The following is a 22,013-nucleotide window of genomic DNA, read 5'->3' as shown; positions in this document are numbered from 1 at the left end:
TCTTCGCGGGCACGCCCGCTCCCACAGGGCTGCGGCGTCTTCCAGGGCATTAACGACAAAGCGGCGGCTTGGCTTCCCCCTGAAGGGGTGGGGTGCCAAGTCGCCGCTTTGCGTTCTGCTGCGCAGAAAAGGCCAGGCAGGCCGGGTATGTATTCAAGCAATTGGCAGTGTAGCCGGCCAAGGTCGCCGCGCAAGCGAAAAAGATGCAGCGCTGTCGCAACGACGGTGGTCAATCGCTGACATGAATGGCCAGCAATCACGGACATCATGTTTTCTACCCGGACGATACAAAATGACCGGAAAGTCGCGTTTTCACCTCGCTTGCGAGCATTTGACAACGCCGATCTTTTCGGAGAATGTGTGCACACCCAAATCAAACGGGCGTATGAATTGAGCGTTTGTTTGTCATGACGCCAAGCCATACTTCCGACTAGCGCGCTGACGGGTGTGCCTGGGGCAGGGCAGCTAGGCCTGCTTTTGCTGCAGCGATCGGCGTGTACAGTTCAGCTTCCATATCGTGGAGATCAGTTGATGATTTACGAAGGTAAAGCCATCACGGTTAAGGCTCTTGAAAGTGGCATCGTCGAGCTCAAGTTCGACCTCAAGGGTGAGTCCGTCAACAAGTTCAATCGCCTGACCCTGAACGAGCTGCGCCAGGCCGTCGATGCCATCCAGGCCGATGCCTCGGTCAAAGGCGTGATCGTCAGCAGTGGCAAGGACGTGTTCATCGTCGGCGCCGACATCACCGAGTTCGTCGACAACTTCAAGCTGCCCGAGGCCGAACTGGTCGCCGGCAACCTGGAAGCCAACCGCATCTTCAACGCCTTTGAAGACCTCGAAGTGCCGACCGTTGCCGCCATCAACGGCATCGCCCTGGGTGGCGGCCTGGAAATGTGCCTGGCCGCCGACTACCGGGTCATGTCCAGCAGCGCCAAGATCGGCCTGCCGGAAGTCAAACTGGGTATCTACCCGGGCTTCGGTGGTACCGTGCGCCTGCCGCGTCTGATCGGTTCGGACAACGCCGTCGAGTGGATCGCTGCCGGCAAGGAAAACCGTGCCGAAGACGCCCTGAAAGTCGGCGCCGTCGATGCCGTGGTCGCCCCCGAACTGCTGATGGCCGGTGCCATCGACCTGATCAAGCGCGCCATCAGTGGCGAGCTGGACTACAAGGCCAAGCGCCAGCCCAAGCTGGAAAAGCTCAAGCTCAACGCCATCGAACAGATGATGGCCTTCGAGACCGCCAAGGGCTTCGTCGCCGGCCAGGCCGGCCCGAACTACCCGGCCCCGGTCGAGGCTATCAAGACCATCCAGAAGGCCGCCAACTTCGGCCGTGACAAAGCCCTGGAAGTGGAAGCAGCAGGCTTCGCCAAGCTGGCCAAGACCTCGGTCGCGCAAAGCCTGATCGGCTTGTTCCTCAACGACCAGGAACTCAAGCGCAAGGCCAAGGCCCACGACGAAATCGCCCACGATGTGAAGCAGGCCGCCGTGCTCGGCGCCGGCATCATGGGCGGCGGCATCGCCTACCAGTCGGCGGTCAAGGGCACCCCGATCCTGATGAAGGACATCCGCGAGGAAGCCATCCAGCTGGGCCTGAACGAGGCCTCCAAGCTGCTCGGCAACCGCGTCGAGAAGGGCCGCCTGACCCCGGCCAAGATGGCCGAGGCACTCAACGCCATTCGCCCGACCCTGTCCTATGGCGACTTCGCCAATGTCGACATCGTCGTCGAGGCAGTGGTCGAGAACCCGAAAGTGAAGCAGGCCGTGCTGGCCGAGGTCGAAGGCCAGGTGAAGGACGATGCGATCCTCGCCTCCAACACCTCGACCATCTCCATCAACCTGCTGGCCAAGGCGCTCAAGCGCCCGGAAAACTTCGTCGGCATGCACTTCTTCAACCCGGTGCACATGATGCCGCTGGTGGAAGTGATCCGTGGCGAGAAGTCCAGTGAAGTGGCAGTCGCCACCACCGTGGCCTATGCCAAGAAGATGGGCAAGAACCCGATCGTGGTCAACGACTGCCCGGGCTTCCTGGTCAACCGCGTGCTGTTCCCGTACTTCGGCGGTTTCGCCAAGCTGGTCAGCGCCGGTGTCGACTTCGTGCGGATCGACAAGGTCATGGAAAAGTTCGGCTGGCCGATGGGCCCGGCCTACCTGATGGACGTGGTCGGCATCGACACCGGCCACCACGGCCGCGATGTGATGGCCGAGGGCTTCCCGGACCGCATGAAGGATGAGCGCCGCTCGGCAGTCGACGCCTTGTACGAGGCCAACCGCCTGGGCCAGAAGAACGGCAAGGGCTTCTACGCCTACGAAACCGACAAGCGCGGCAAGCCGAAGAAGGTCGTCGATGCCAGCGTGCTGGAAGTGCTCAAGCCGATCGTCTTCGAACAGCGTGAAGTCAGCGACGAAGACATCATCAACTGGATGATGATTCCGCTGTGCCTGGAGACCGTGCGCTGCCTGGAGGACGGCATCGTCGAAACCGCCGCCGAAGCCGACATGGGCCTGGTCTATGGCATCGGTTTCCCTCCTTTCCGCGGTGGTGCGCTGCGCTATATCGACTCGATCGGTGTGGCCGAATTCGTCGCCCTGGCCGATCAGTACGCTGACCTGGGGCCGCTGTACCACCCGACCGCCAAGCTGCGTGAAATGGCCAAGAACGGCCAGCGCTTCTTCAACTGAGCGGTCAACGAGCTAGAGCGAGAGATTTGATATGAGCCTGAATCCAAGAGACGTGGTGATTGTCGACTTCGGTCGCACGCCGATGGGCCGCTCCAAGGGTGGCATGCACCGTAATACCCGTGCCGAAGACATGTCGGCGCACCTGATCAGCAAGCTGCTGGAACGCAACGACAAGGTCGACCCGAAAGAAGTCGAGGATGTGATCTGGGGCTGCGTCAACCAGACCCTCGAGCAGGGCTGGAACATCGCCCGCATGGCCTCGCTGATGACCCCGATCCCGCACACCTCGGCGGCGCAGACCGTCAGCCGCCTGTGCGGCTCGTCGATGAGCGCGCTGCACACTGCCGCCCAGGCGATCATGACCGGCAACGGTGATGTGTTCGTGGTCGGTGGCGTGGAGCACATGGGCCACGTCAGCATGATGCACGGCGTCGACCCCAACCCGCACCTGTCCTTGCATGCCGCCAAGGCTTCCGGGATGATGGGCCTGACTGCGGAAATGCTCGGCAAGATGCACGGCATCAGCCGTGAGCAGCAGGACCTGTTCGGCCTGCGTTCGCACCAGCTGGCGCACAAGGCCACGGTCGAAGGCAAGTTCAAGGACGAGATCATCCCGATGCAGGGTTATGACGAGAACGGCTTCCTGAAGGTGTTCGATTTCGACGAAACCATTCGCCCGGAAACCACCCTCGAAGGCCTGGCGTCGCTCAAGCCGGCGTTCAACCCGAAAGGCGGCACCGTCACTGCCGGTACCTCGTCGCAGATCACCGACGGTGCATCGTGCATGATCGTCATGTCCGGCCAGCGTGCCATGGACCTGGGTATCCAGCCGCTGGCGGTCATCCGGGCCATGGCGGTTGCCGGTGTCGACCCGGCGATCATGGGTTACGGCCCGGTGCCATCGACCCAGAAAGCCCTCAAGCGTGCCGGCCTGAGCATGGCCGACATCGACTTCATCGAGCTCAACGAAGCCTTCGCTGCACAGGCCCTGCCAGTGCTGAAAGACTTGAAAGTGCTCGACAAGATGGATGAGAAGGTTAACCTGCACGGCGGCGCGATTGCCTTGGGCCACCCGTTCGGTTGCTCCGGGGCACGCATTTCCGGCACCCTGCTCAACGTCATGAAGCAAAATGGCGGTACCCTGGGGGTGGCGACCATGTGCGTCGGCCTCGGCCAAGGTATCACCACTGTCTTCGAACGCGTCTGATCGCATCGGCTGACAGCGACCGGGGCCTTGTGCCCCGGTTTTGTTTTTTCAGGTTTATTTCAGGAGGGCTGGCAACATGCAGATACAACCAGGCGTATACCGGCATTACAAAGGGCCTGAGTACCGTGTCTTCAGTGTTGCGCGGCACTCCGAGAGCGAAGAGTGGATGGTGTTCTACCAATGCCTGTATGGTGATTACAGCTTCTGGGTACGGCCACTTTCGATGTTCCTGGAGTCCGTCGAGGTTGACGGCGAGCAGGTGCCACGCTTTGCTTTGGTCAAGGCCGAAGAAGGGTTGCCCGGGGTGTCAGGCAAGGCGCCCGAGTGACAGTCCGAACTTGACCTCACACTTTTGCCACTATATATAGCGGTGCCGCGTGCGGCACCTGACGCGTTTTTCATCTTCAGATTCAGGAATACTCCGATCCATGGGCAAATCGCTGGTCATTGTGGAATCCCCGGCCAAGGCCAAGACCATCAACAAGTACCTGGGCAACCAGTACGTGGTGAAGTCGAGTATCGGCCATATCCGAGACCTCCCCACCAGCGGTTCGGCCAGCGCCAGCAAAGAGCCTGCCGCCAAGCGTGGCAAGGCCGCGGGTGAGGCACCGGCGCTTTCGCCGAAAGAAAAGGCGCGCCGCCAGCTGGTCGCACGCATGGGCGTCGATCCCGACCATGGCTGGAAGGCCAAGTACGAGATCCTGCCTGGCAAGGAAAAGGTGATCGAAGAGCTGCGCCGCCTGGCCAAGGACGCCGACACCATCTATCTCGCAACCGACTTGGACCGCGAAGGGGAGGCCATTGCCTGGCACCTGCGCGAAGCCATCGGCGGCGACGACACCCGCTACAAGCGCGTGGTGTTCAACGAAATTACCAAGAAGGCCATCCAGGATGCCTTCTCGCAGCCGGGCGAGCTGGATATCGACCGGGTCAACGCCCAGCAGGCGCGGCGTTTCCTCGACCGCGTGGTCGGCTACATGGTCTCGCCGCTGCTGTGGGCCAAGATCGCCCGTGGCCTGTCCGCCGGCCGTGTGCAGTCGGTGGCGGTGAAGCTGGTGGTGGAGCGCGAGCGCGAAATCCGCGCGTTCAACCCGGAAGAATACTGGGAAATCCATGCCGACCTCGGCACTGCCAAGAACGCCAAGGTGCGTTTCGAGGTAGCGCGCGAGAAGGGCGAGGCCTTCAAGCCGCTGAACGAAGCCCAGGCCATGGCCGCGCTGGACAAGCTCAAGGCTTCCAGTTACAGCGTGGTCAAGCGCGAAGACCGCCCGACCAGCAGCAAGCCGTCGGCACCGTTCATTACTTCCACCCTGCAGCAGGCGGCCAGTAACCGCCTGGGCTTCGGCGTGAAGAAAACCATGATGATGGCCCAGCGCTTGTATGAAGCCGGCTACATCACCTACATGCGTACCGACTCGACCAACCTGTCGGCCGACGCCCTGGACATGGCGCGCAGCTACATCGAGCGCGAGTTCGGCAAGCAGTACCTGCCGGAAGCACCGCTGGTGTACGGCAGCAAGGAAGGCGCCCAGGAAGCGCACGAAGCGATTCGTCCTTCCGATGTGAACACCCACCCGAGCAAGCTCAGTGGCATGGAGCGCGACGCCGAGCGCCTGTACGAGCTGATCTGGCGCCAGTTCCTGGCCTGCCAGATGCCGCCGGCGCAGTACCTGTCCACCAGCGTCACGGTGGCCGCAGGCGACTTCGAGCTGCGTGCCAAGGGCCGTATCCTCAAGTTCGACGGTTATACCCGTGTACTGCCCCAGCAGAGCAAGCCAGGTGAAGACGATGTGCTGCCGGAGATGGTCCAGGGCGAAGCGCTGAAGCTGATCCAGATCGACCCGAGCCAGCACTTCACCAAGCCACCGGCGCGCTTCACCGAAGCCAGCCTGGTCAAGGAAATGGAAAAGCGCGGCATCGGCCGCCCGTCGACCTACGCGGCGATCATTTCGACCATCCAGGACCGTGGCTACGTAACCCTGCACAACCGCCGCTTCTACTCCGAGAAAATGGGCGACATCGTCACCGAGCGCCTGTCCGAGAGCTTCTCCAACCTGATGGACTACGGCTTTACCGCCGACATGGAAGAGAACCTCGACGATGTGGCCCAGGGCGAGCGTGACTGGAAGAACGTGCTCGACGAGTTCTACGGCGACTTCAGCAAGAAGCTGCAGACCGCCGAGTCCAGCGAAGACGGCATGCGCGCCAACCAGCCGACCATGACCAACATTCCGTGCAAGGAATGTGGCCGGCCAATGATGATCCGCACCGCTTCGACTGGTGTGTTCCTCGGTTGCTCGGGCTACAGCCTGCCACCGAAAGAGCGCTGCAAGGCCACCGTCAACCTGGTGCCGGGTGACGAGATCGCGGCGGACGACGAAGGCGAATCGGAATCCCGCGTGCTGCTGGGCAAGCACCGCTGCCCGATCTGCGCCACGGCGATGGACGCCTACCTGCTGGACGAGAAGCACAAGCTGCACATCTGCGGTAACAACCCGGATTGCGCCGGCTACGAAATCGAGGAAGGCAACTACCGCATCAAGGGTTATGAAGGGCCGAGCCTGGAATGCGACAAGTGCGGCAGCGAAATGCAGTTGAAGACGGGCCGTTTCGGCAAGTTCTTCGGTTGCACCAACCCGGCCTGCAAGAACACCCGCAAGCTGCTCAAGAGCGGCGAGGCGGCACCACCGAAGATGGACAAGGTGGACATGCCCGAGCTCAAGTGCGAAAAGGTCGACGACACCTACGTGCTGCGTGATGGCGCTTCCGGGCTGTTCCTGGCTGCCAGCCAGTTCCCGAAAAACCGCGAGACCCGTGCGCCGCTGGTGTTGGAGATCGTGCCGCACAAGCACGAGATCGACCCGAAGTACCACTTCCTGTGCGATGCGCCACAGAAAGACCCGGACGGCCGCCCTGCGGTGATCCGCTACAGCCGCAAGACCAAGGAGCAGTACGTGCAATCCGAGGTCGATGGCAAGCCGACGGGGTGGAAGGCGTTCTACGACGGTGGTGCGTGGAAGGTTGAAGACAAGCGCTGATTCTTCAGTGCTGTAATTGGGGGCCGCTTCGCGCCCCTTCGCGGGCTTGCCCGCTCCCACGGGTACGGCGCAGGCCTCAGGCTTGATGCAATCTCTGTGGGAGCGGGCGAGCCCGCGAAGGGGCGCAAAGCGGCCCCAATCATTTATGATGCAGCTATCCGCCTAGCAGCCTCATGGGAGGGCACTGAAATGGCCCAGGAACTCTACACCCGCACCAACCAGAAACTGTTCTTCGCCGGCCTCGCCCTGGAATCCATGGCCAAGGCTGAGCAAAGCCAGGCCATGAACGCCCAGGGCCTGGTGCAGGCTGAACGCGAGTCGGCGCTGTTCCACCTGTATGGCGCACTGTTGGGCCTGTGCCATGAAATCGGTGGCTTCTACCGCCTGCCAGCGGTGGCCACGGTCGAGCAAGCCCTGGCCGATGACGCCCTTAACGGTATCGCCATTCCGGAAGTGGCCGAGCTGCTGGAACTGGCCCGCCAGCGCGAAACCTGGCTGGCGCAAATGCTTGGTGCTTATGCCGATTTGTTCCGACCACCGGTCGCGAAAAAAACACCGAAAACCGACGTCACCCAGCCCCTGATCCAGGCAGTCAACCTTGATGAACCGGAGCATCCGGCACTGTCGCGTGCCGAGCTGGAAAGCTGGCGCAGCAACCTCAAAGGCTTGGTGAGACGTTTCCGCGACGCGTTGAGTGAGTGCTGATAGCCGCTGCGGCTGGTACAATACTGGCCTTTCGCGGAGAACTGCCATTTATGTCTACGTCGTTTCTGGAAATTGTCGAGTTGCCCGATGGCCGCATCGAACTGCGTCGCGCCGAGGATGAGGGCTCTCTGGTAACCCTGGATTTTTCGGAAGACGCCAAGGTGTTCCTGCAGGGTCAGCATGTGGAAGTGGCCAAGGCCATGCTCAGCGTGGGCGTGCAGATGGCCGGTCGTCTGATGGATGGTGAGCTTGAGCGTGATGAAGGGCCGCGCGTGCTGCACTGAGCGTGCAGCAGGCATCAGGTTTCATGCAGTTTTACAGGCAAAGCCTGAACATTAGCCGAGGCGGATGTTCAGGCTTTGTGCGTTTCCGGCACTGGCAGCGCGCAGCAATTGCTGGCGTGCAGTGGCGTTGACGTTGCCCAGCCAGCTGACCACGGTGTGGCTGCGGCCCAGGCGCAAGGCTTCGCAGGCCAGTTGCAGCGGGCTTTGATTGCCGCGAGGTTGCAGCAGCAGGATACGTTCACGGTTGAGCCCGGCGTCGCGCAGCCAGGCCTGGGTCAGGCTGGACGGCGGGGCGATCAGGGTCAGCCAGCGGGTCTCGTCCTCTTCGCTCAGTTCGCGCAGTACCGGCGCCAGCAGGCTTTGGCAGTGCCCGGCGGCTCCGCGCAAGGACAGTTCGCTGAACAGCTCGGGCTGGCTGCTCTTGCGCGCCACTTCGCTGGCTTTCAGGCCAGGCAGTACGGGCTGTGCGAGGAATGCTTCGAACAATGGCAACTGGGCTTGCTCGGGTGCGTGAATGAACTGCTGCATGACGCCTCCTGGATCAGCGGCGAATGACGCCGACGCTCAAGCCCTCGATCACCAGCTCCTGTTCTTTCAGGTCGACTTCGATAGGGGCGAATTCGGGGTTTTCGGCAAGCAGCCAGACCTTGCTGCCTTCACGCTTGAAGCGCTTGACCGTGACTTCGTCGCCGATACGCGCCACGACGATCTGGCCGTTGCGGGCTTCGCGGCAGGTATGAACCGCCAGCAGGTCGCCGTCGAAGATGCCGACGTCCTTCATGCTCATGCCGTGCACGCGCAGCAGGTAGTCGGCCTGGGGGTGGAAGAAGTCGGGGCTGATGTTGCAGGATTGCTCGATGTGCTGTTCGGCGAGGATCGGCGCACCGGCGGCAACCCGGCCGATGATCGGCAGGCCGCTTTCTTCGGCCTTGGCTTCCAGGCCGGGGATGCGAATGCCGCGGGAGGCGCCCGGGGTCATCTCGATCGCACCCTTGCGGGCAAGGGCCTTGAGGTGCTCCTCGGCGGCATTGGGCGACTTGAAGCCCAGCTCCTGAGCGATTTCGGCGCGCGTTGGCGGAAAGCCGTTGTCTTCCAGGCAGCGCTTGATGAACGCGAGAATTTCGGCTTGGCGTGGCGTCAGTTTCAACATGGGGAGCGCTCTGTCTTTTTGTACAGTGACTGGGATTATATACAGTACTGGATGCGCTGCAAGCCAAAACCTTCGATAAACAGCAGGAAAGGCGCTTGCAGCTGGCCGCCGGGGGCTTTTAAATGGCGACCGACCAGTCACCGAGCCTTGACAGAAGCAGGGCTGAAACGTATGTTTCAAACACCTGTTTGTCTGGCGGAGTAGTCGGAGTAGTCATGGCCCAATCGGAAACCGTTGAACGCATTCTCGATGCTGCCGAGCAGCTGTTCGCGGAAAGGGGGTTCGCCGAAACCTCGTTGCGTCTGATTACCAGCAAGGCCGGGGTCAACCTGGCAGCGGTCAACTATCACTTCGGCTCCAAGAAGGCCCTGATCCAGGCGGTGTTCTCGCGCTTCCTCGGGCCGTTCTGCGCCAGCCTGGAACGTGAACTGGAGCGGCGCCAGGCCAGGCCGGAGCACAAGCCCAGCCTCGAAGAGCTGCTGGAAATGCTGGTGGAGCAGGCCCTGGCGGTGCAGCCGCGCAGCAACAACGACCTGTCGATCTTCATGCGCCTGCTGGGTCTGGCCTTCAGCCAGAGCCAGGGCCACCTGCGGCGTTACCTGGAGGACATGTACGGCAAGGTGTTCCGCCGCTACATGCTGCTGGTCAACGAGGCGGCGCCCCGTATTCCGCCGCTGGAGCTGTTCTGGCGGGTGCACTTCATGCTCGGCGCCGCAGCGTTCAGCATGTCCGGTATCAAGGCCCTGCGGGCGATTGCCGAAACCGACTTCGGCATCAACACCTCGATCGAACAGGTGATGCGCCTGATGGTGCCGTTCCTCGCCGCCGGCATGCGCGCCGACAGCGGCGTCACCGACCATGCCATGGCCAGCGCGCAACTGCGCCCGCGCAGCAAGAGCGGCACCAGCGCGACCACCGCCAAGGCCTGAAGGCTGGGCGGGGCGGGGCGCTTCGGCTAAGCTAGCGCCCATGCCCGATCTCGACCTCCTGCACATTTCTCTTGCCGATCAGTGCCTGTACGGCTTCGCCCGTGGGCAGCTGCGTGTGCGCCTGCCGGTGTCCACGGCGCGCAACGGTGCCGGCGAGCGCAACGGCTCCGGCTGCACGCCGCGTGGCCTGCACCAGGTGCGGGCGAAGATCGGCGCGGGCCTGCCGCTGAACGCGGTATTGGCCGGGCGGCGCTGGACCGGCGAGGTATGGTCGGCGCAGTTGCACGCGCAACATCCCGGGCGCGACTGGGTCCTGACCCGCATTCTCTGGCTCAGTGGTTGCGAGCCGGGTATCAACCGCCTGGGCGCGGTCGACAGCTTCCGCCGCTATATCTACCTGCATGGCACCCCGGACACGGAACCCATGGGCGTAGCGCTGTCCCATGGCTGCATACGCCTGCGCAACACCGATTTGCTCAGCCTGTTCGAGCGGGTACCGGCCCATTGTCCGGTGCGTATCGAGCAGGCCGCGTGCCCCCAGTGGGCTTCTCTCAGTCTTCAATGAAGGATTACCCATGACCGTCAGCCTGCAAGGCTCCCTGATGGTGGATATCGCCGGTAAATGGCTGACCGCCGAAGATCGGCAACTGCTGCGTCAGCCCGAAGTGGCCGGCCTGATCATCTTTGCCCGCAACATCGACAGCCCGCGCCAGGTGCGTGAGTTGTGCGCGTCGATCCGCGCCATCCGCCCCGACCTGATCCTGGCGGTGGACCAGGAGGGTGGCCGCGTGCAGCGCCTGCGCCAGGGTTTCGTGCGCCTGCCGGCCATGCGTGCGCTGGCCGACAACGACAATGCCGAGTACCTGGCCGAGCAGTGCGGCTGGCTGATGGCCACCGAGGTGCTGGCGGTTGGCCTGGACCTCAGCTTTGCTCCGGTGCTCGACCTCGACCACCAGCGCAGCGCCGTGGTCGGCAGCCGAGCCTTCGAAGGTGACCCGCTGCGCGCCACGCAACTGGCCGGGGCGTTCATCCGTGGCATGAACGCGGCGGGGATGGCGGCGTGTGGCAAGCATTTCCCGGGGCATGGCTGGGCCGAAGCAGACTCGCATGTGGCGATCCCGACCGACGAGCGCAGTCTCGAGCAACTGCGCCAGGCCGACCTGGTGCCGTTCACCCGCCTGAGCGGGCAACTGGCGGCGGTGATGCCGGCGCATGTCATCTACCCGCAGGTCGACAATCAGCCGGCCGGCTTCTCGCGGCGCTGGCTGCAAGACATCCTGCGTGGCGAGCTGGGCTTTGACGGGGTGATCTTCAGCGATGACCTGTCGATGGCCGGTGCGCATGTGGTCGGCGATGCCGCCAGCCGGATCGAGGCGGCGTTGAGCGCTGGCTGTGACATGGGCCTGGTGTGCAACGACCGGGCGGCGGCTGAGCTGGCGCTGAGTGCGGCGCAGCGCATGAAGGTCAAGCCGTCGCCACGCATCGCGCGGATGCGTGGGCAAGGTTTCGCGCGCACCGATTATCGCCAGCAGCCGCGGTGGCTGGAGGCGTTGGGGGCGTTGAAGGACGCGCAGCTGGTCGATTGACCGCGCTGGCTTCTTCGCGGGTGAACCCGCTCCCACAGGAATATCAGTGCTCTCAAGGGTGGTGCTATGCCTGTGGGAGCGGGCAAGCCCGCGAAGAGGCCAGCACAGGGAAACACCAGCTCCAAAAGCGCCACCAAACCCTGTGGGAGCGGGTTTACCCGCGAAAGGGCCGGTATAGGCGGCAGAGATTTCTGGTTTACCGCCCGCGCTTGCCGGGCAATGGCGCGAACAGCGCCTCGATTTCCTCATCCCCGAGCCGCCACTGCCCGGCCTGCCCGCCATCCAGCAGGCTCGCCGCCAAGGCTGCCTTCTCCTGCTGCAACAGCTGGATTTTCTCTTCCACCGTCCCGCGGGTTATCAGCTTGAACACGAACACCGGCTTGTCCTGGCCAATGCGGTAGGCGCGGTCGGTGGCCTGGTTCTCGCTGGCCGGGTTCCACCAGGGGTCGAAGTGGATCACCGTGTCCGCCGCTGTCAGGTTCAGGCCCACGCCACCGGCCTTGAGGCTGATCAGGAACACTTCGCTGTCACCCTGCTGGAACTGCCGCACCGGCGTGCGCCGATCACGCGTGTCGCCGGTCAGCAGGCTGTAGCGGATCTTGCGCTTCTGCAGCTCCTGCTCGATCAGCGCCAGCATCGAGGTGAATTGCGAGAACAACAACACCCGGCGGCCTTCGCTGAGCAGTTCGTCGAGCATTTCCAGCAGCGCACCCAGCTTGCCCTTGTCGGCCTGGCTGCCTTTGCTCTCGACCCCTTTGACCAGGCGCAGGTCGCAGCACACCTGGCGCAGCTTGAGCAGCGCGTCGAGGATGACGATCTGGCTGCGCGCCGCGCCATTGCGGGCGATTTCCTCGCGGACCTTCTGGTCCATGGCCACCCGCACGGCTTCGTAGGTGTCGCGTTGGGCATCGCTGAGCTCGACCCAGTGCACCATCTCGGTCTTGGCTGGCAGCTCGGTGGCCACCTGCTCCTTGGTGCGGCGCAACAGGAACGGGCGGATGCGGCTGGCCAGGTGGGTCATGCGCTCGCCGTCGCCATGGCGCTCGATCGGTGTGCGGTAGTCCTGGTTGAAGCGCTTCAGGTCACCCAGCCAGCCGGGCATCAGGAAGTGGAAGATCGACCACAGTTCGCCCAGGTTGTTTTCCATTGGCGTGCCGGTCAGGCACAGGCGCTGGTTGGCCTGCAACTGGCAAGCGGCGAGGGCGGCCTTGCTGGTGCTGCTCTTGATGTTCTGTGCCTCGTCCAGCACCAGCAGGTGCCAGGCCTGGGCGCGCAGTTGCTCGAGGTCGCGGGGCAGCAGGGCATAGGTGGTCAGCACCAGGTCGTATTCCTGCAGCGTGGCGAAATACTTGCTGCGCCCCGGCCCGTGCAGGGCCAGCACCCGCAAGCCGGGCGCGAAACGCTGCGCTTCGTCGAGCCAGTTGGGGATCAGGCTGGTCGGCATCACTGCCAGTGCCGGTGCGTTCAGGCGCCCGGCCTGCTTTTCCAGCAACAGGTGCGCCAGGGCCTGCAGGGTCTTGCCCAGGCCCATGTCATCGCCAAGGATGCCGCCGGTGCCTATCTCGCGTAGCGCCTGCAGCCAGTTCAGGCCTTGCTGTTGATAGGGGCGCAGGCTGGCCTGCAGGCCAGTCGGCGGCGCCACCTGCAGGTCGCGGGCATCGCGCAGGCGGCGGCCGAGTTCGCGCACATGCTCGCCGCCTTCCCAGTGCAGCGGCAGGCCTTCGATTTCGTTCAGGCGCGCGGCGTCGGCGCGGTCCAGGCGTAGCGATGGGCCGGCGCTCTGCTCGTGCAGGTACAGCTCGCCCAGGGTGCCCATCACCGCCTTGATGCGGCCATAGGGCAGGGCGACGCGCAAGGCCGGGGCATCCAGGCGACCGCGGTTGAGGTCGATCAGCAGGTGCTCGTCGTCACTGCGCCGGGCCAGTTCGCTGGGGCGCAACAGCTCCGGGCTGCTGCGCAACAGTTGCAGCACGATCGGCAGCAGGCTGTGGCGCTGGCCGTCGACCACGATGCCCAGCTCCAGGTCGAACCACTCATGGCCTGGGGCTTCGTCGATGCTGGCGTACCAGTCGTCCACCTCCTGCAGGTTGAAGGCGAAATCGCGGTGGATATCGATGTGCCAGCCGGCTTCGCGCAGGCGCGGCAGGCCTTCGCGGGCAAAGCGCAGCCAGGCTTCGTCGTCGGGCAGCTGGTACATCTCGCCGGCACTGTCGGGCAGGGCCTTGCTTTGCCGGGTGGCGGGCTTGAAGCCAAGATCGCGCAGGGCCTTGCGCAGCGCCTGTTCGGCCTGGGGCTGGCGGCGGATGCGCTGGCTGGTGTCACCTACCAGGCGGGTCAGCGGCTTCTCGTCGTTGCCTATGGCGCGCAGGCCGTCGTAGTCGAACGCCAAGGCGGCGCGGTGTTGCATCTGCCGTTGCATGCGGCCGGTCTTGGGCATGTAGGCGCTGAATTCGAGGCTGCCAAGCGTCAGCTGGGGCCTGGGATGAATATGCTCGATCACTTCACTGCGCACACTTGTGGGCGTCGGCACCTGGCGGTTCAGCGCGTTCAGCCGGTGGCTGAGCGGGATGACCAGATGCTCCGGCACCGTAGGTGCGCTGGCCAGCTGGCTGGCCACGAAGGGGTCGAGGTCGTGCAGGAGCTTGCCGGTTAGCCCGGCCCGGGTATCGATGTAGTAGAGAGGGTCCAGCGGCAGTGCCATATCAAGCACTTTGTCATCGTGCTGCCAGGCGCCACGATAACTACCGTTGTCGAGCCTCACCCAGCGGAATTCGGCATGGAGTGCCGGCCCGGGGGATAACAGCGTTTGGTGGCCCAGCAGCAAGCGTCCGCTAGCCAGTGCGAACTCGTACAGCTCGGCGCCTTTTTTACCCTCCAGCCTGGCAATCGGCAGGCTGTAATCTTTGCCGAGGGCGTCAACCAACCTCAGGATGCGCAGGTCTTCATCCGTTACATAGCGTGGTGTGTAGTAGAGCAGTTCAGGCAGCGAGCTGGGGCGCCCCAGGTTCAGCTGGCCATCAGCTTGCCGGGTGCCTTTGAAAACGCTGAGCATGCACCGGCCATGCTCGTTGCTGAGCAGATAGTAGAGCGAGGGGCCTTTGCGTTTGGCTGGCTCTGCAGGCTCTGTCGTCACCTCCAGTGCCTCGACCCAATGGGCGAGCTCAGGGGGCAGGTCCAGCGACTGCTGTGCGGTTTCGGGGGAGGGATGCGAAGGTTCTTGCATGCCTTCAGGGCAGTCCGGTCCCTGTGCCAACAGGTAAAGAGCGGCGGCGCAATGCTTGCAGTTCTCACCTACCGGGCACGAGCAAGTGCCCTCGCATTCCAGGCCATCTTCCGTCATGTCCAGTGTGATGCGCTGGTAGTAGGTGCGGCCACTCGAGCCTATGCATTGAGCGCGGATCGTCATGTCCAGGATCGACACGATCTCGCATCTGTCCTCATCGGCATAATCCTGACCGCGCCGCAGCGTCTTGCGATCAAACGCCAGGTTCCAGCCGTTGTGCGCTCGCACAAAGAACTGTGCATCGCTCTCGCTCACATCACTGCTCCATCATCTCCGGGTCCATCACCGGCATCTTCGGCGTGCCCGGTGGCGTCACCTTCAACAGCACGGCCAGGTGGCCGCCATCGAGGAAAGTCAGCTGGCCACCCTTGACGTTGCTGTTGCTCTGCTTGAACTGCTCGCTTTGCAGCACGCTGCCGTTGCCGTCCAGCTGGTTGACCCAGAAGTTGGCCTCGACCGCGATGAAGCGGCCTTCGGCAATGCTCAGGTTGCCTTCGATCGGGAAGTGGCCGAACTGCTCGCTGCCTTCGCCCAGGGCGATGCGGCTGGGTTCGCTGCCGACCTGCTGCTGCCAGGCCTTGTGCATCAGCACGGTGTAGTCGGCGGTGGCTTGCAGGCGGGTGGCTTCGTCCTCCAGCGCCAGGCGCCGCTCGGCGTCTTTTGCCAGGCGCGGGGCGCCGGCGCTCCAGTCTTCGGGGGCGAACGGGCTGGTGAAGGCGGGCACGCTGTTCTGCCGCACCAGAATCATTTCTACCTGATACAGGCCTTCGGCGAAGGCAGCCGGGGCGAACAGCGCCAGCAGCAGGGTCAGGCAACGGATGGCACGCATGGGTCTTCCTTAGGCAGGCTGTGGGGTCAGGCGCTCGAACAGCGCCTCCAGGGTATTGAAGCGTTCGTCAGGGCGTTCCATCGGCACCAGGAAGCGGAACTGGGTGGCGCCTTCGAACTTGTAGCGTTTCGGCTGGCCCTGAATCAGCTTTATCAGCGTCAGCGGGTCGACCGGGGTCTCGGCCTCGAACTCGAGCTTGCCGCCGTTGGGGCCGGCATCGACTTTCTTGATGCCGAGCTTTTCTGCGTGCAGCTTGAGCGAGGTCAGGCGCATCAGGTTCTTGGTCGGTTCCGGCAGCAGGCCGAAGCGGTCGATCATCTCCACCTGCAAGTCCTTCAAGCCTTCGTCGTCGGCGGCCGAGGCAATGCGCTTGTACAGGATCAGCCGCGCGTGCACGTCGGGCAGGTAGTCCTCGGGGATCAGGGCCGGCAGGCGCAGGTTGATCTCCGGGCCGCCGCCCAGCGGCTGTTCAAGGTTGGGCTGGGTGCCCTTGCGGATCGCCTTCACCGCACGTTCGAGCATTTCCATGTACAGGGTGAAGCCCACTGCCTGGATCTGCCCGCTCTGGCCTTCGCCCAACAGCTCGCCGGCACCGCGGATTTCCAGGTCGTTGGTGGCCAGCACGAAGCCGGCGCCGAGGTCCTGGGTGTTGGCGATCGCCTCCAGGCGCTTTTCGGCGTCGGCGCTGACCTTTTGCCGGGTGGGCGTCAGCAGGTAGGCATAGGCCTGGTGGTGGCTGCGACCGACCCGGCCGCGCAGCTGGTGCAGCTGGGCCAGGCCGAACTTGTCGGCGCGTTCGATGACGATGGTGTTGGCGCTGGGCACGTCGATGCCGGTTTCGATGATGGTCGAAGCCACCAGCACGTTGAAGCGCTTGTGGTAGAAGTCGCTCATCACCTGTTCCAGCTCGCGCTCGCGCATTTGCCCGTGACCGATGCCGATGCGTGCTTCGGGCACCAGTTCGGCGAGGTCGGCGGCGCATTTTTCGATGGTTTTCACATCGTTGTGCAGGTAGTACACCTGGCCGCCGCGCAGCAGCTCGCGCAGCAGGGCTTCCTTGACCGTGCTCTTGTTCTGCTCCATGACGAAGGTGCGCACCGACAGGCGGCGCGCCGGCGGCGTGGCGATGATCGACAGGTCGCGCATGCCCGCCACTGCCATGTTCAGCGTACGCGGGATCGGCGTCGCGGTGAGGGTGAGGATGTCCACCTCGCTGCGCAGCGCCTTCAGCTGTTCCTTCTGGCGCACGCCAAAGCGGTGTTCTTCGTCGATGATGGCCAGGCCCAGGTCCTTGAAGCGGACGTCGTCCTGCAGCAGCTTGTGGGTGCCGATGAGGATGTCGATCTTGCCTTCGGCGAGGTCGGCGGCGGCGGCGGCCACTTCCTTGGCCGACTTGAAGCGGCTCATCACCTCCACGGTCACCGGCCAGTCGGCGAAGCGGTCGCGGAAGCTGTTGTAGTGCTGCTGGGCGAGCAGGGTGGTCGGTACCAGCACGGCGACCTGGCGGCCGCTGTGCACGGCGATGAACGCTGCACGCATGGCCACTTCGGTCTTGCCGAAGCCGACGTCGCCGCACACCAGGCGGTCCATCGGCTTGGGCGCCAGCATGTCGGCGCGCACGGCTTCGATGGCGGCTTGCTGGTCGGGGGTTTCCTCGAACGGGAAGCCGGCGCTGAAGGTGGCGTAATCGGCGGACGGATCGGCGAAGGCATAGCCCTTGCGCGCGGCGCGGCGGGCATAGATGTCGAGCAGCTCGGCAGCCACGTCGCGCACCTGTTCGGCGGCCTTGCGCTTGGCCTTCTGCCAGGCCTCCGAGCCCAGCCGGTGCAGCGGGGCCAGGGCATCGTCGCTGCCGGTGTAGCGGGCGATCAGGTGCAGGTTGGCCACCGGCACGTACAGCTTGGCCCCTTCGGCGTACTCCAGGGTCAGGAACTCGGCGGCCTGGCCGTCGATTTCCAGGGTCGCCAGGCCCAGGTAGCGGCCGACACCGTGGTCGATGTGCACCACCGGCGCGCCTTCGCGCAGTTCGGTGAGGTTCTTGATCACCGCGTCGTTGGCGGTTTCGCCACGCTTGTCGCGGCGCCGGCGCTGCATCACCCGCTGGCCGAACAGCGGGCTTTCGGCGACCAGGGCGATGGCCGGGTCGTCCAGCAGCAGGCCATCGTCCAGCGGCGCGATGGTGATCGCCAGGCGCTCGCTGCCGGTGATGAAGTCGGCCCAGCCATCGACGGTGTTGGGGCGCAGTTTCAGGCGCTCGAGCAGCTCCAGCAGCACTTCGCGGCGGCCGGCCGATTCGGCGGTGAACAGCACGCGACCGGGGAACTGGTCGAGGAAGCCGGCCAGCTCCGCCAGCGGCTGGCTGGCCTTGGCCTCGATCGCCAGGTTGGGCAGGGCGCGCGCCGGGAAGCGCTCGCGGCCCACGCCCGGGTCGAGGTCATCGGCGCTGACCACCACCCGCGGCCATTGCTTGAGCCGGGCGAAGCAGTCTTCCACCGGCAGGAACAGCTCGGTCGGCGGCAGCAGTGGCCGGCTCAGGTCGCCACGGCGGTCTTCATAGCGCCCGCGCACATCGTTCCAGAAGTGCTCGGCCGCCTGTTCCACACCAGGCAGCGAGAACACCTGGGTGTCCGCCGGCAGGTAGTCGAACAGGGTCGAGGTTTCTTCGAAGAACAGCGGCAGGTAGTACTCGATGCCGGCCGGGATGATACCGCTGGCCAGGTCCTGGAAAATCGCGCTGCGGCGGAAGTCGACGTCGAAGCGCTCGCGAAAGCGCGCCTTGAAGCGCGTCACTTCGTCTTTCTGCATCGGGAACTCGCGCGCCGGCAGCAGGCGCACCGAGTCGACCTTGTCGATCGAGCGCTGGGTCTCGGGGTCGAAGGTGCGCAGTGTCTCGATCTCGTCATCGAACAGGTCGATGCGGTAGGGCAGCTTGCTGCCCATCGGGAACAGGTCGAGCAACGCGCCGCGCACGGCGAACTCGCCATGCTCGTAGACGGTGTCGACGCAGCGATAGCCGGTGGCCTCCAGGCGCGTGCGCATCTGCTCCACATCGATTTTCTGGCCCACATCCAGGACCAGGCTGCTGCCCAGCAGGAAGCGGGTCGGCGCCAGGCGGTGCAGGGCGGTGGTCACCGGCACCACGAGGATGCCGTGGCTCAGCTCCGGCAGGCGGTAGAGGCTGGCGATGCGCTGGGAAATGATGTCCTGGTGCGGCGAGAACAGGTCGTAGGGCAGGGTTTCCCAATCGGGGAACGGCAGCACCGGCAGGTCCGGGGCAAAGAAGCGAAGTTCCTGTTCCAGACGATCGGCAGCCTGGCTGTCGGCAGTCAGCAGCAAAGTGAAGCGGCCCGCGCTGCTGGCGGCTTCGGCGATGGCCAGGCTGAGGGCGGCACCGGGTAGATTACCCCAGGTTTGTTTGCCGGCCGTGGCCGACATTTGCGGTAGGCGCAGAACTGACACGGGAGATTGCACTCCAAGCGTTGCGGCAAAGAGGTCGATTGTACCGGTGACGGTGCCGGCTGTCAGGCTCGAAAGGGCATGAACGCTGGCTTGCGTCGCCGCGACAGGCGCTCATTGCCCGTAACGCGCTGGGGCGTCATAATGTAGCCCCTTTTTTCTGTCCCTACATGTGGAAGGTTCCCGTGACTCAGAAGCCCGACCAGTGTCTTGGTGAGTGGATCGATCGTGAAGCCCTGGCTGAAGCGATGATCCCGCTTATCGGTCAGCTCTACCGCAACAACAACGTGGTGAGCTCGATTTATGGCCGTAGCCTGATCAACCGTTCGGTTATCTCGATTCTCAAGGCGCATCGCTTTGCGCGTCATCGTCAAGCCGACGAAACCGAGCTGTCCGTCCACGAGACATTCCCCCTGCTCAAGGCCATGAGCGAGCTGAAACTGGGCGCCGCTTCGGTCGACCTGGGCAAGCTGGCCAACAAGTTCAAGCAGCAAGGCAATGGCCGCACTGCCGAGCAGTTCGTCCGTGAAGAACTGGCCGAGGTGGTTGGCCAGCAGAACGCTTCGGCGCGCAAGGGCACCGACGTTGTCCTGTACGGCTTCGGCCGCATCGGCCGCCTGCTGGCGCGCATCCTGATCGAGAAGACCGGTGGCGGCGACGGCCTGCGCCTGCGTGCCATCGTCGTGCGCAAAGGCGCCGAAAACGACCTGGTCAAGCGTGCCAGCCTGCTGCGCCGCGACTCGGTGCACGGCCCGTTCGATGGCACCATCACCATCGACGAAGCCAACAACACCATCACCGCCAACGGTAACCTGATCCAGGTCATCTACGCCAAGAGCCCGAGCGAAGTCGACTACACCCAGTACGGCATCGACAACGCGCTGATCGTCGACAACACCGGCGTGTGGCGTGATGCCGACGGCCTGGGCCAGCACCTGGCCTGCCCGGGCGCAGCCCGCGTGATCCTCACTGCACCTGGCAAGGGCGCGCTGAAGAACATCGTGCACGGCATCAACCACGGTGACATCGGTGCCGATGACAAGATCATCTCGGCCGCTTCCTGCACCACCAACGCCATCGTGCCGGTGCTCAAGGCGGTCAACGACCAGTACGGCATCGTCAACGGCCATGTCGAAACCGTTCACTCGTTCACCAACGACCAGAACCTGATCGACAACTTCCACAAGGGCAGCCGCCGTGGTCGTGCCGCACCGTTGAACATGGTCATCACCGAAACCGGCGCCGCCACCGCTGCCGCCAAGGCACTGCCAGTGCTGAAGGGCAAGCTGACCGGCAACGCCATTCGCGTGCCTACGCCGAACGTGTCGATGGCCATCCTCAACCTGAACCTCGAGAAGGCCACCAGCCGCGACGAGATCAACGAGTACCTGCGCCAGACCGCCATGCACTCGGAGCTGCACAAGCAGATCGACTACGTCAGCTCGCAGGAAGTGGTTTCGACCGACTTCGTCGGTTCGCGCCACGCCGGTGTGGTTGACGCCGAAGCGACCATCTGCAACGACAACCGCGTTGTGTTGTACGTCTGGTACGACAACGAATTCGGTTACAGCTGCCAGGTGGTCCGTGTGATGGAAGAGATGGCCGGTGTGAACCCGCCAGCGTTTCCACACTGATACGCTTGTAATGCAATGAGAAAACGGGAACCTTCGGGTTCCCGTTTTTTTATCCAGTATCTGTGTTGCCTAGGCCGGCCTCTTCGCGGGTGAACCCGCTCCCACAGCGGGCACCTCGACCTGTGGGAGCGGGTTTACCCGCGAAGAGGCCAGTGCAGGTGACCGAGAGCCCGAACCTTGCGCACAGCCTTGCTGTTCATCCTCATGCTGCTCACGGCCTGCAACCAGGGCCCGACCCTGGAGCGCCTGGGCGGCCCGACCATGGGCAGCAGCTACAGCATCCAGTACGTGCGCGAGCCCGGCGGCCCAGCGCCGGCGCAGGTGCAAGCCGCGGTGGAAACCATCCTGCACGACATCGACCAGCACTACTCGACCTACCGCAGCGATTCCACCGTCAGCCAGTTCAACCAGTTGCCCGCCAACCAGTGCCTGGCCTTGCCGCCCGACATGCTCGAACTGGTCAGCCTCGGCCAGCAGTTGGCCGAGCAGAGCGATGGCGCCTTCGATCTGACCGTCGAGCCCTTGCTCGACCTGTGGGGTTTCGGCCCGCAGGCGCGCCACGAGCAGGTGCCCGACCCGCAGGCCCTGGCCCAGGTGCGCCAGCAAGTCGGCTACCGGCACCTGCGCATCCAGGGCCAAGCCCTGTGCAAAGACGCCCCGGTACAGCTGGACTTTAACAGCATCGCCGCTGGCCATGCGGTCGACCTGATCGCCGCGCGCCTGCAGGCCATGGGTGTGGCCAGCTTCATCGCCGAAGCGACCGGCGAGCTCAAGGCGGTCGGCCGCAAGCCCGACGGCAGCCCTTGGCGCATCGCCCTGGAGCTGCCCCGCGAAGACCGTCAAATCGCCCGCCAGGTCATTCCGGTGCAGGGCCTTTCGGTATCGACCTCGGGTGACTATCGGCACTATTTCGAGGAGAATGGCCGGCGCTATTCGCACACCTTCGATGCCCGCCTCGGGCGCCCGGTGCAGCACGACCTGGCTGCGGTCACCGTGCTCGACGCCTCGGCGCTGCGCGCCGACGGCTATTCGACGCTGCTGTTGGTGCTCGGCCCGCAACGTGGCTGGGATTTTGCCGTGGCGCATGGCCTGGCCGCGGTGTTGGTGACTCGGGTCGAGGGTGGTTTCGTCTCCCGAGCTACGCCCGCGTTCGAACGGGCAGTGAAAGGCGAATGAAAGCGCAAGCAGGGATGATCGCCGCCAGGGAATGGGTGACATATGTAGTGCGGGCAA

16 protein-coding genes are annotated in these 22,013 nt (G+C 64.1%); 11 read left to right on the top strand and 5 right to left on the bottom strand.

The features are described from left to right. Window positions 1–531 precede the first annotated feature (531 nt). The 6 genes from fadB (at window position 532) to C6A77_RS19835 (ending at window position 7,913) form a co-directional block, all read left to right on the top strand. Window positions 532–2,679, top strand: coding sequence for a fatty acid oxidation complex subunit alpha FadB (gene fadB / locus C6A77_RS19865; protein ID WP_114171001.1), 2,148 nt, complete (start codon window positions 532–534; stop codon window positions 2,677–2,679). Window positions 2,680–2,710: 31 nt separating this feature from the next. Next, the gene (gene fadA / locus C6A77_RS19860) at window positions 2,711–3,886 is read left to right on the top strand and encodes an acetyl-CoA C-acyltransferase FadA (RefSeq protein ID WP_114171000.1); all 1,176 of its coding nucleotides are present in this window, start codon (window positions 2,711–2,713) and stop codon (window positions 3,884–3,886) included. A 76-nt stretch (window positions 3,887–3,962) separates the two neighbouring features. Continuing rightward, window positions 3,963–4,214, top strand: coding sequence for a DUF1653 domain-containing protein (locus C6A77_RS19855; RefSeq protein ID WP_114170999.1), 252 nt, complete (start codon window positions 3,963–3,965; stop codon window positions 4,212–4,214). A 100-nt stretch (window positions 4,215–4,314) separates the two neighbouring features. After that, window positions 4,315–6,924, top strand: coding sequence for a type I DNA topoisomerase (gene topA, locus C6A77_RS19850; RefSeq protein WP_114170998.1), 2,610 nt, complete (start codon window positions 4,315–4,317; stop codon window positions 6,922–6,924). 189 nt (window positions 6,925–7,113) lie between these two features. Next, on the top strand, window positions 7,114–7,629 hold the full coding sequence (locus C6A77_RS19840; RefSeq protein WP_114170997.1) for a DUF6586 family protein: 516 nt from the start codon (window positions 7,114–7,116) through the stop codon (window positions 7,627–7,629). A 50-nt stretch (window positions 7,630–7,679) separates the two neighbouring features. Continuing rightward, window positions 7,680–7,913 carry a hypothetical protein gene (locus tag C6A77_RS19835; protein WP_003248777.1) on the top strand — a complete coding sequence of 78 codons (234 nt, stop codon included), beginning with the start codon at window positions 7,680–7,682 and terminating at the stop codon, window positions 7,911–7,913. 51 nt (window positions 7,914–7,964) lie between these two features. Here C6A77_RS19835 and sulA read toward each other — a convergent pair whose 3' ends face one another. After that, entirely contained in the window at window positions 7,965–8,441 is a 477-nt protein-coding gene (sulA, locus tag C6A77_RS19830; protein WP_114170996.1) for an SOS-induced cell division inhibitor SulA, read from the bottom strand. A gap of 13 nt (window positions 8,442–8,454) precedes the next feature. Beyond that, window positions 8,455–9,063, bottom strand: coding sequence for a transcriptional repressor LexA (gene lexA, locus C6A77_RS19825; RefSeq protein WP_114170995.1), 609 nt, complete (start codon window positions 9,061–9,063; stop codon window positions 8,455–8,457). Window positions 9,064–9,278: 215 nt separating this feature from the next. On the opposite strand from lexA, the gene C6A77_RS19820 reads away from it, so the two are divergent. Genes C6A77_RS19820 through nagZ form a run of 3 tightly spaced genes read left to right on the top strand, consistent with a single transcriptional unit; the run spans window position 9,279 to window position 11,578 of the window. Then, the gene (locus C6A77_RS19820; RefSeq protein ID WP_114170994.1) at window positions 9,279–9,992 is read left to right on the top strand and encodes a TetR/AcrR family transcriptional regulator; all 714 of its coding nucleotides are present in this window, start codon (window positions 9,279–9,281) and stop codon (window positions 9,990–9,992) included. 40 nt (window positions 9,993–10,032) lie between these two features. After that, complete coding sequence (locus C6A77_RS19815) at window positions 10,033–10,557, top strand: L,D-transpeptidase (protein WP_114170993.1); 525 nt, start codon at window positions 10,033–10,035, stop codon at window positions 10,555–10,557. Between the two features lie 22 nt (window positions 10,558–10,579). Continuing rightward, window positions 10,580–11,578: a beta-N-acetylhexosaminidase gene (gene nagZ, locus C6A77_RS19810; protein ID WP_178082393.1), complete on the top strand. Its 999-nt coding sequence runs from the start codon at window positions 10,580–10,582 to the stop codon at window positions 11,576–11,578. 196 nt (window positions 11,579–11,774) lie between these two features. Here nagZ and C6A77_RS19800 read toward each other — a convergent pair whose 3' ends face one another. The 3 genes from C6A77_RS19800 to mfd are packed head-to-tail and all read right to left on the bottom strand — an operon-like array spanning window position 11,775 to window position 19,149. Next, complete coding sequence (locus tag C6A77_RS19800; protein ID WP_114170991.1) at window positions 11,775–15,116, bottom strand: DEAD/DEAH box helicase; 3,342 nt, start codon at window positions 15,114–15,116, stop codon at window positions 11,775–11,777. Between the two features lies 1 nt (window position 15,117). Then, a complete protein-coding gene (locus tag C6A77_RS19795; protein WP_114170990.1) occupies window positions 15,118–15,690 on the bottom strand; it encodes a CsiV family protein in 573 nt (190 codons plus the stop codon). 9 nt (window positions 15,691–15,699) lie between these two features. Further along, window positions 15,700–19,149, bottom strand: a complete 3,450-nt coding sequence (mfd, locus tag C6A77_RS19790) for a transcription-repair coupling factor (protein ID WP_114170989.1) — start codon at window positions 19,147–19,149, stop codon at window positions 15,700–15,702. A 167-nt stretch (window positions 19,150–19,316) separates the two neighbouring features. Here mfd and C6A77_RS19785 point away from each other — a divergent pair, with 167 nt between their 5' ends. After that, complete coding sequence (locus C6A77_RS19785; protein WP_114170988.1) at window positions 19,317–20,780, top strand: glyceraldehyde-3-phosphate dehydrogenase; 1,464 nt, start codon at window positions 19,317–19,319, stop codon at window positions 20,778–20,780. Window positions 20,781–20,957: 177 nt separating this feature from the next. Further along, window positions 20,958–21,956, top strand: a complete 999-nt coding sequence (locus C6A77_RS19780; protein WP_114170987.1) for an FAD:protein FMN transferase — start codon at window positions 20,958–20,960, stop codon at window positions 21,954–21,956. Window positions 21,957–22,013: the final 57 nt, after the last annotated feature.

It is taken from the genome of Pseudomonas sp. AFG_SD02_1510_Pfu_092 (assembly GCF_003331055.1).
Lineage (GTDB): Bacteria > Pseudomonadota > Gammaproteobacteria > Pseudomonadales > Pseudomonadaceae > Aquipseudomonas.
Note: the sequence above shows the minus strand (reverse complement) of the source record. Positions and strands in the feature narration are given on the sequence as shown.

Bases quoted from the DNA above. Each gene is read 5' to 3' on its own strand.
- fadB (WP_114171001.1), top strand. From the start codon at position 532: ATGATTTACGAAGGTAAAGCCATCACGGTTAAGGCTCTTGAAAGTGGC.
- fadA (WP_114171000.1), top strand. From the start codon at position 2,711: ATGAGCCTGAATCCAAGAGACGTGGTGATTGTCGACTTCGGTCGCACG.
- C6A77_RS19855 (WP_114170999.1), top strand. From the start codon at position 3,963: ATGCAGATACAACCAGGCGTATACCGGCATTACAAAGGGCCTGAGTAC.
- topA (WP_114170998.1), top strand. From the start codon at position 4,315: ATGGGCAAATCGCTGGTCATTGTGGAATCCCCGGCCAAGGCCAAGACC.
- C6A77_RS19840 (WP_114170997.1), top strand. From the start codon at position 7,114: ATGGCCCAGGAACTCTACACCCGCACCAACCAGAAACTGTTCTTCGCC.
- C6A77_RS19835 (WP_003248777.1), top strand. From the start codon at position 7,680: ATGTCTACGTCGTTTCTGGAAATTGTCGAGTTGCCCGATGGCCGCATC.
- sulA (WP_114170996.1), bottom strand. From the start codon at position 8,441: ATGCAGCAGTTCATTCACGCACCCGAGCAAGCCCAGTTGCCATTGTTC.
- lexA (WP_114170995.1), bottom strand. From the start codon at position 9,063: ATGTTGAAACTGACGCCACGCCAAGCCGAAATTCTCGCGTTCATCAAG.
- C6A77_RS19820 (WP_114170994.1), top strand. From the start codon at position 9,279: ATGGCCCAATCGGAAACCGTTGAACGCATTCTCGATGCTGCCGAGCAG.
- C6A77_RS19815 (WP_114170993.1), top strand. From the start codon at position 10,033: ATGCCCGATCTCGACCTCCTGCACATTTCTCTTGCCGATCAGTGCCTG.
- C6A77_RS19795 (WP_114170990.1), bottom strand. From the start codon at position 15,690: ATGCGTGCCATCCGTTGCCTGACCCTGCTGCTGGCGCTGTTCGCCCCG.
- C6A77_RS19785 (WP_114170988.1), top strand. From the start codon at position 19,317: ATGTGGAAGGTTCCCGTGACTCAGAAGCCCGACCAGTGTCTTGGTGAG.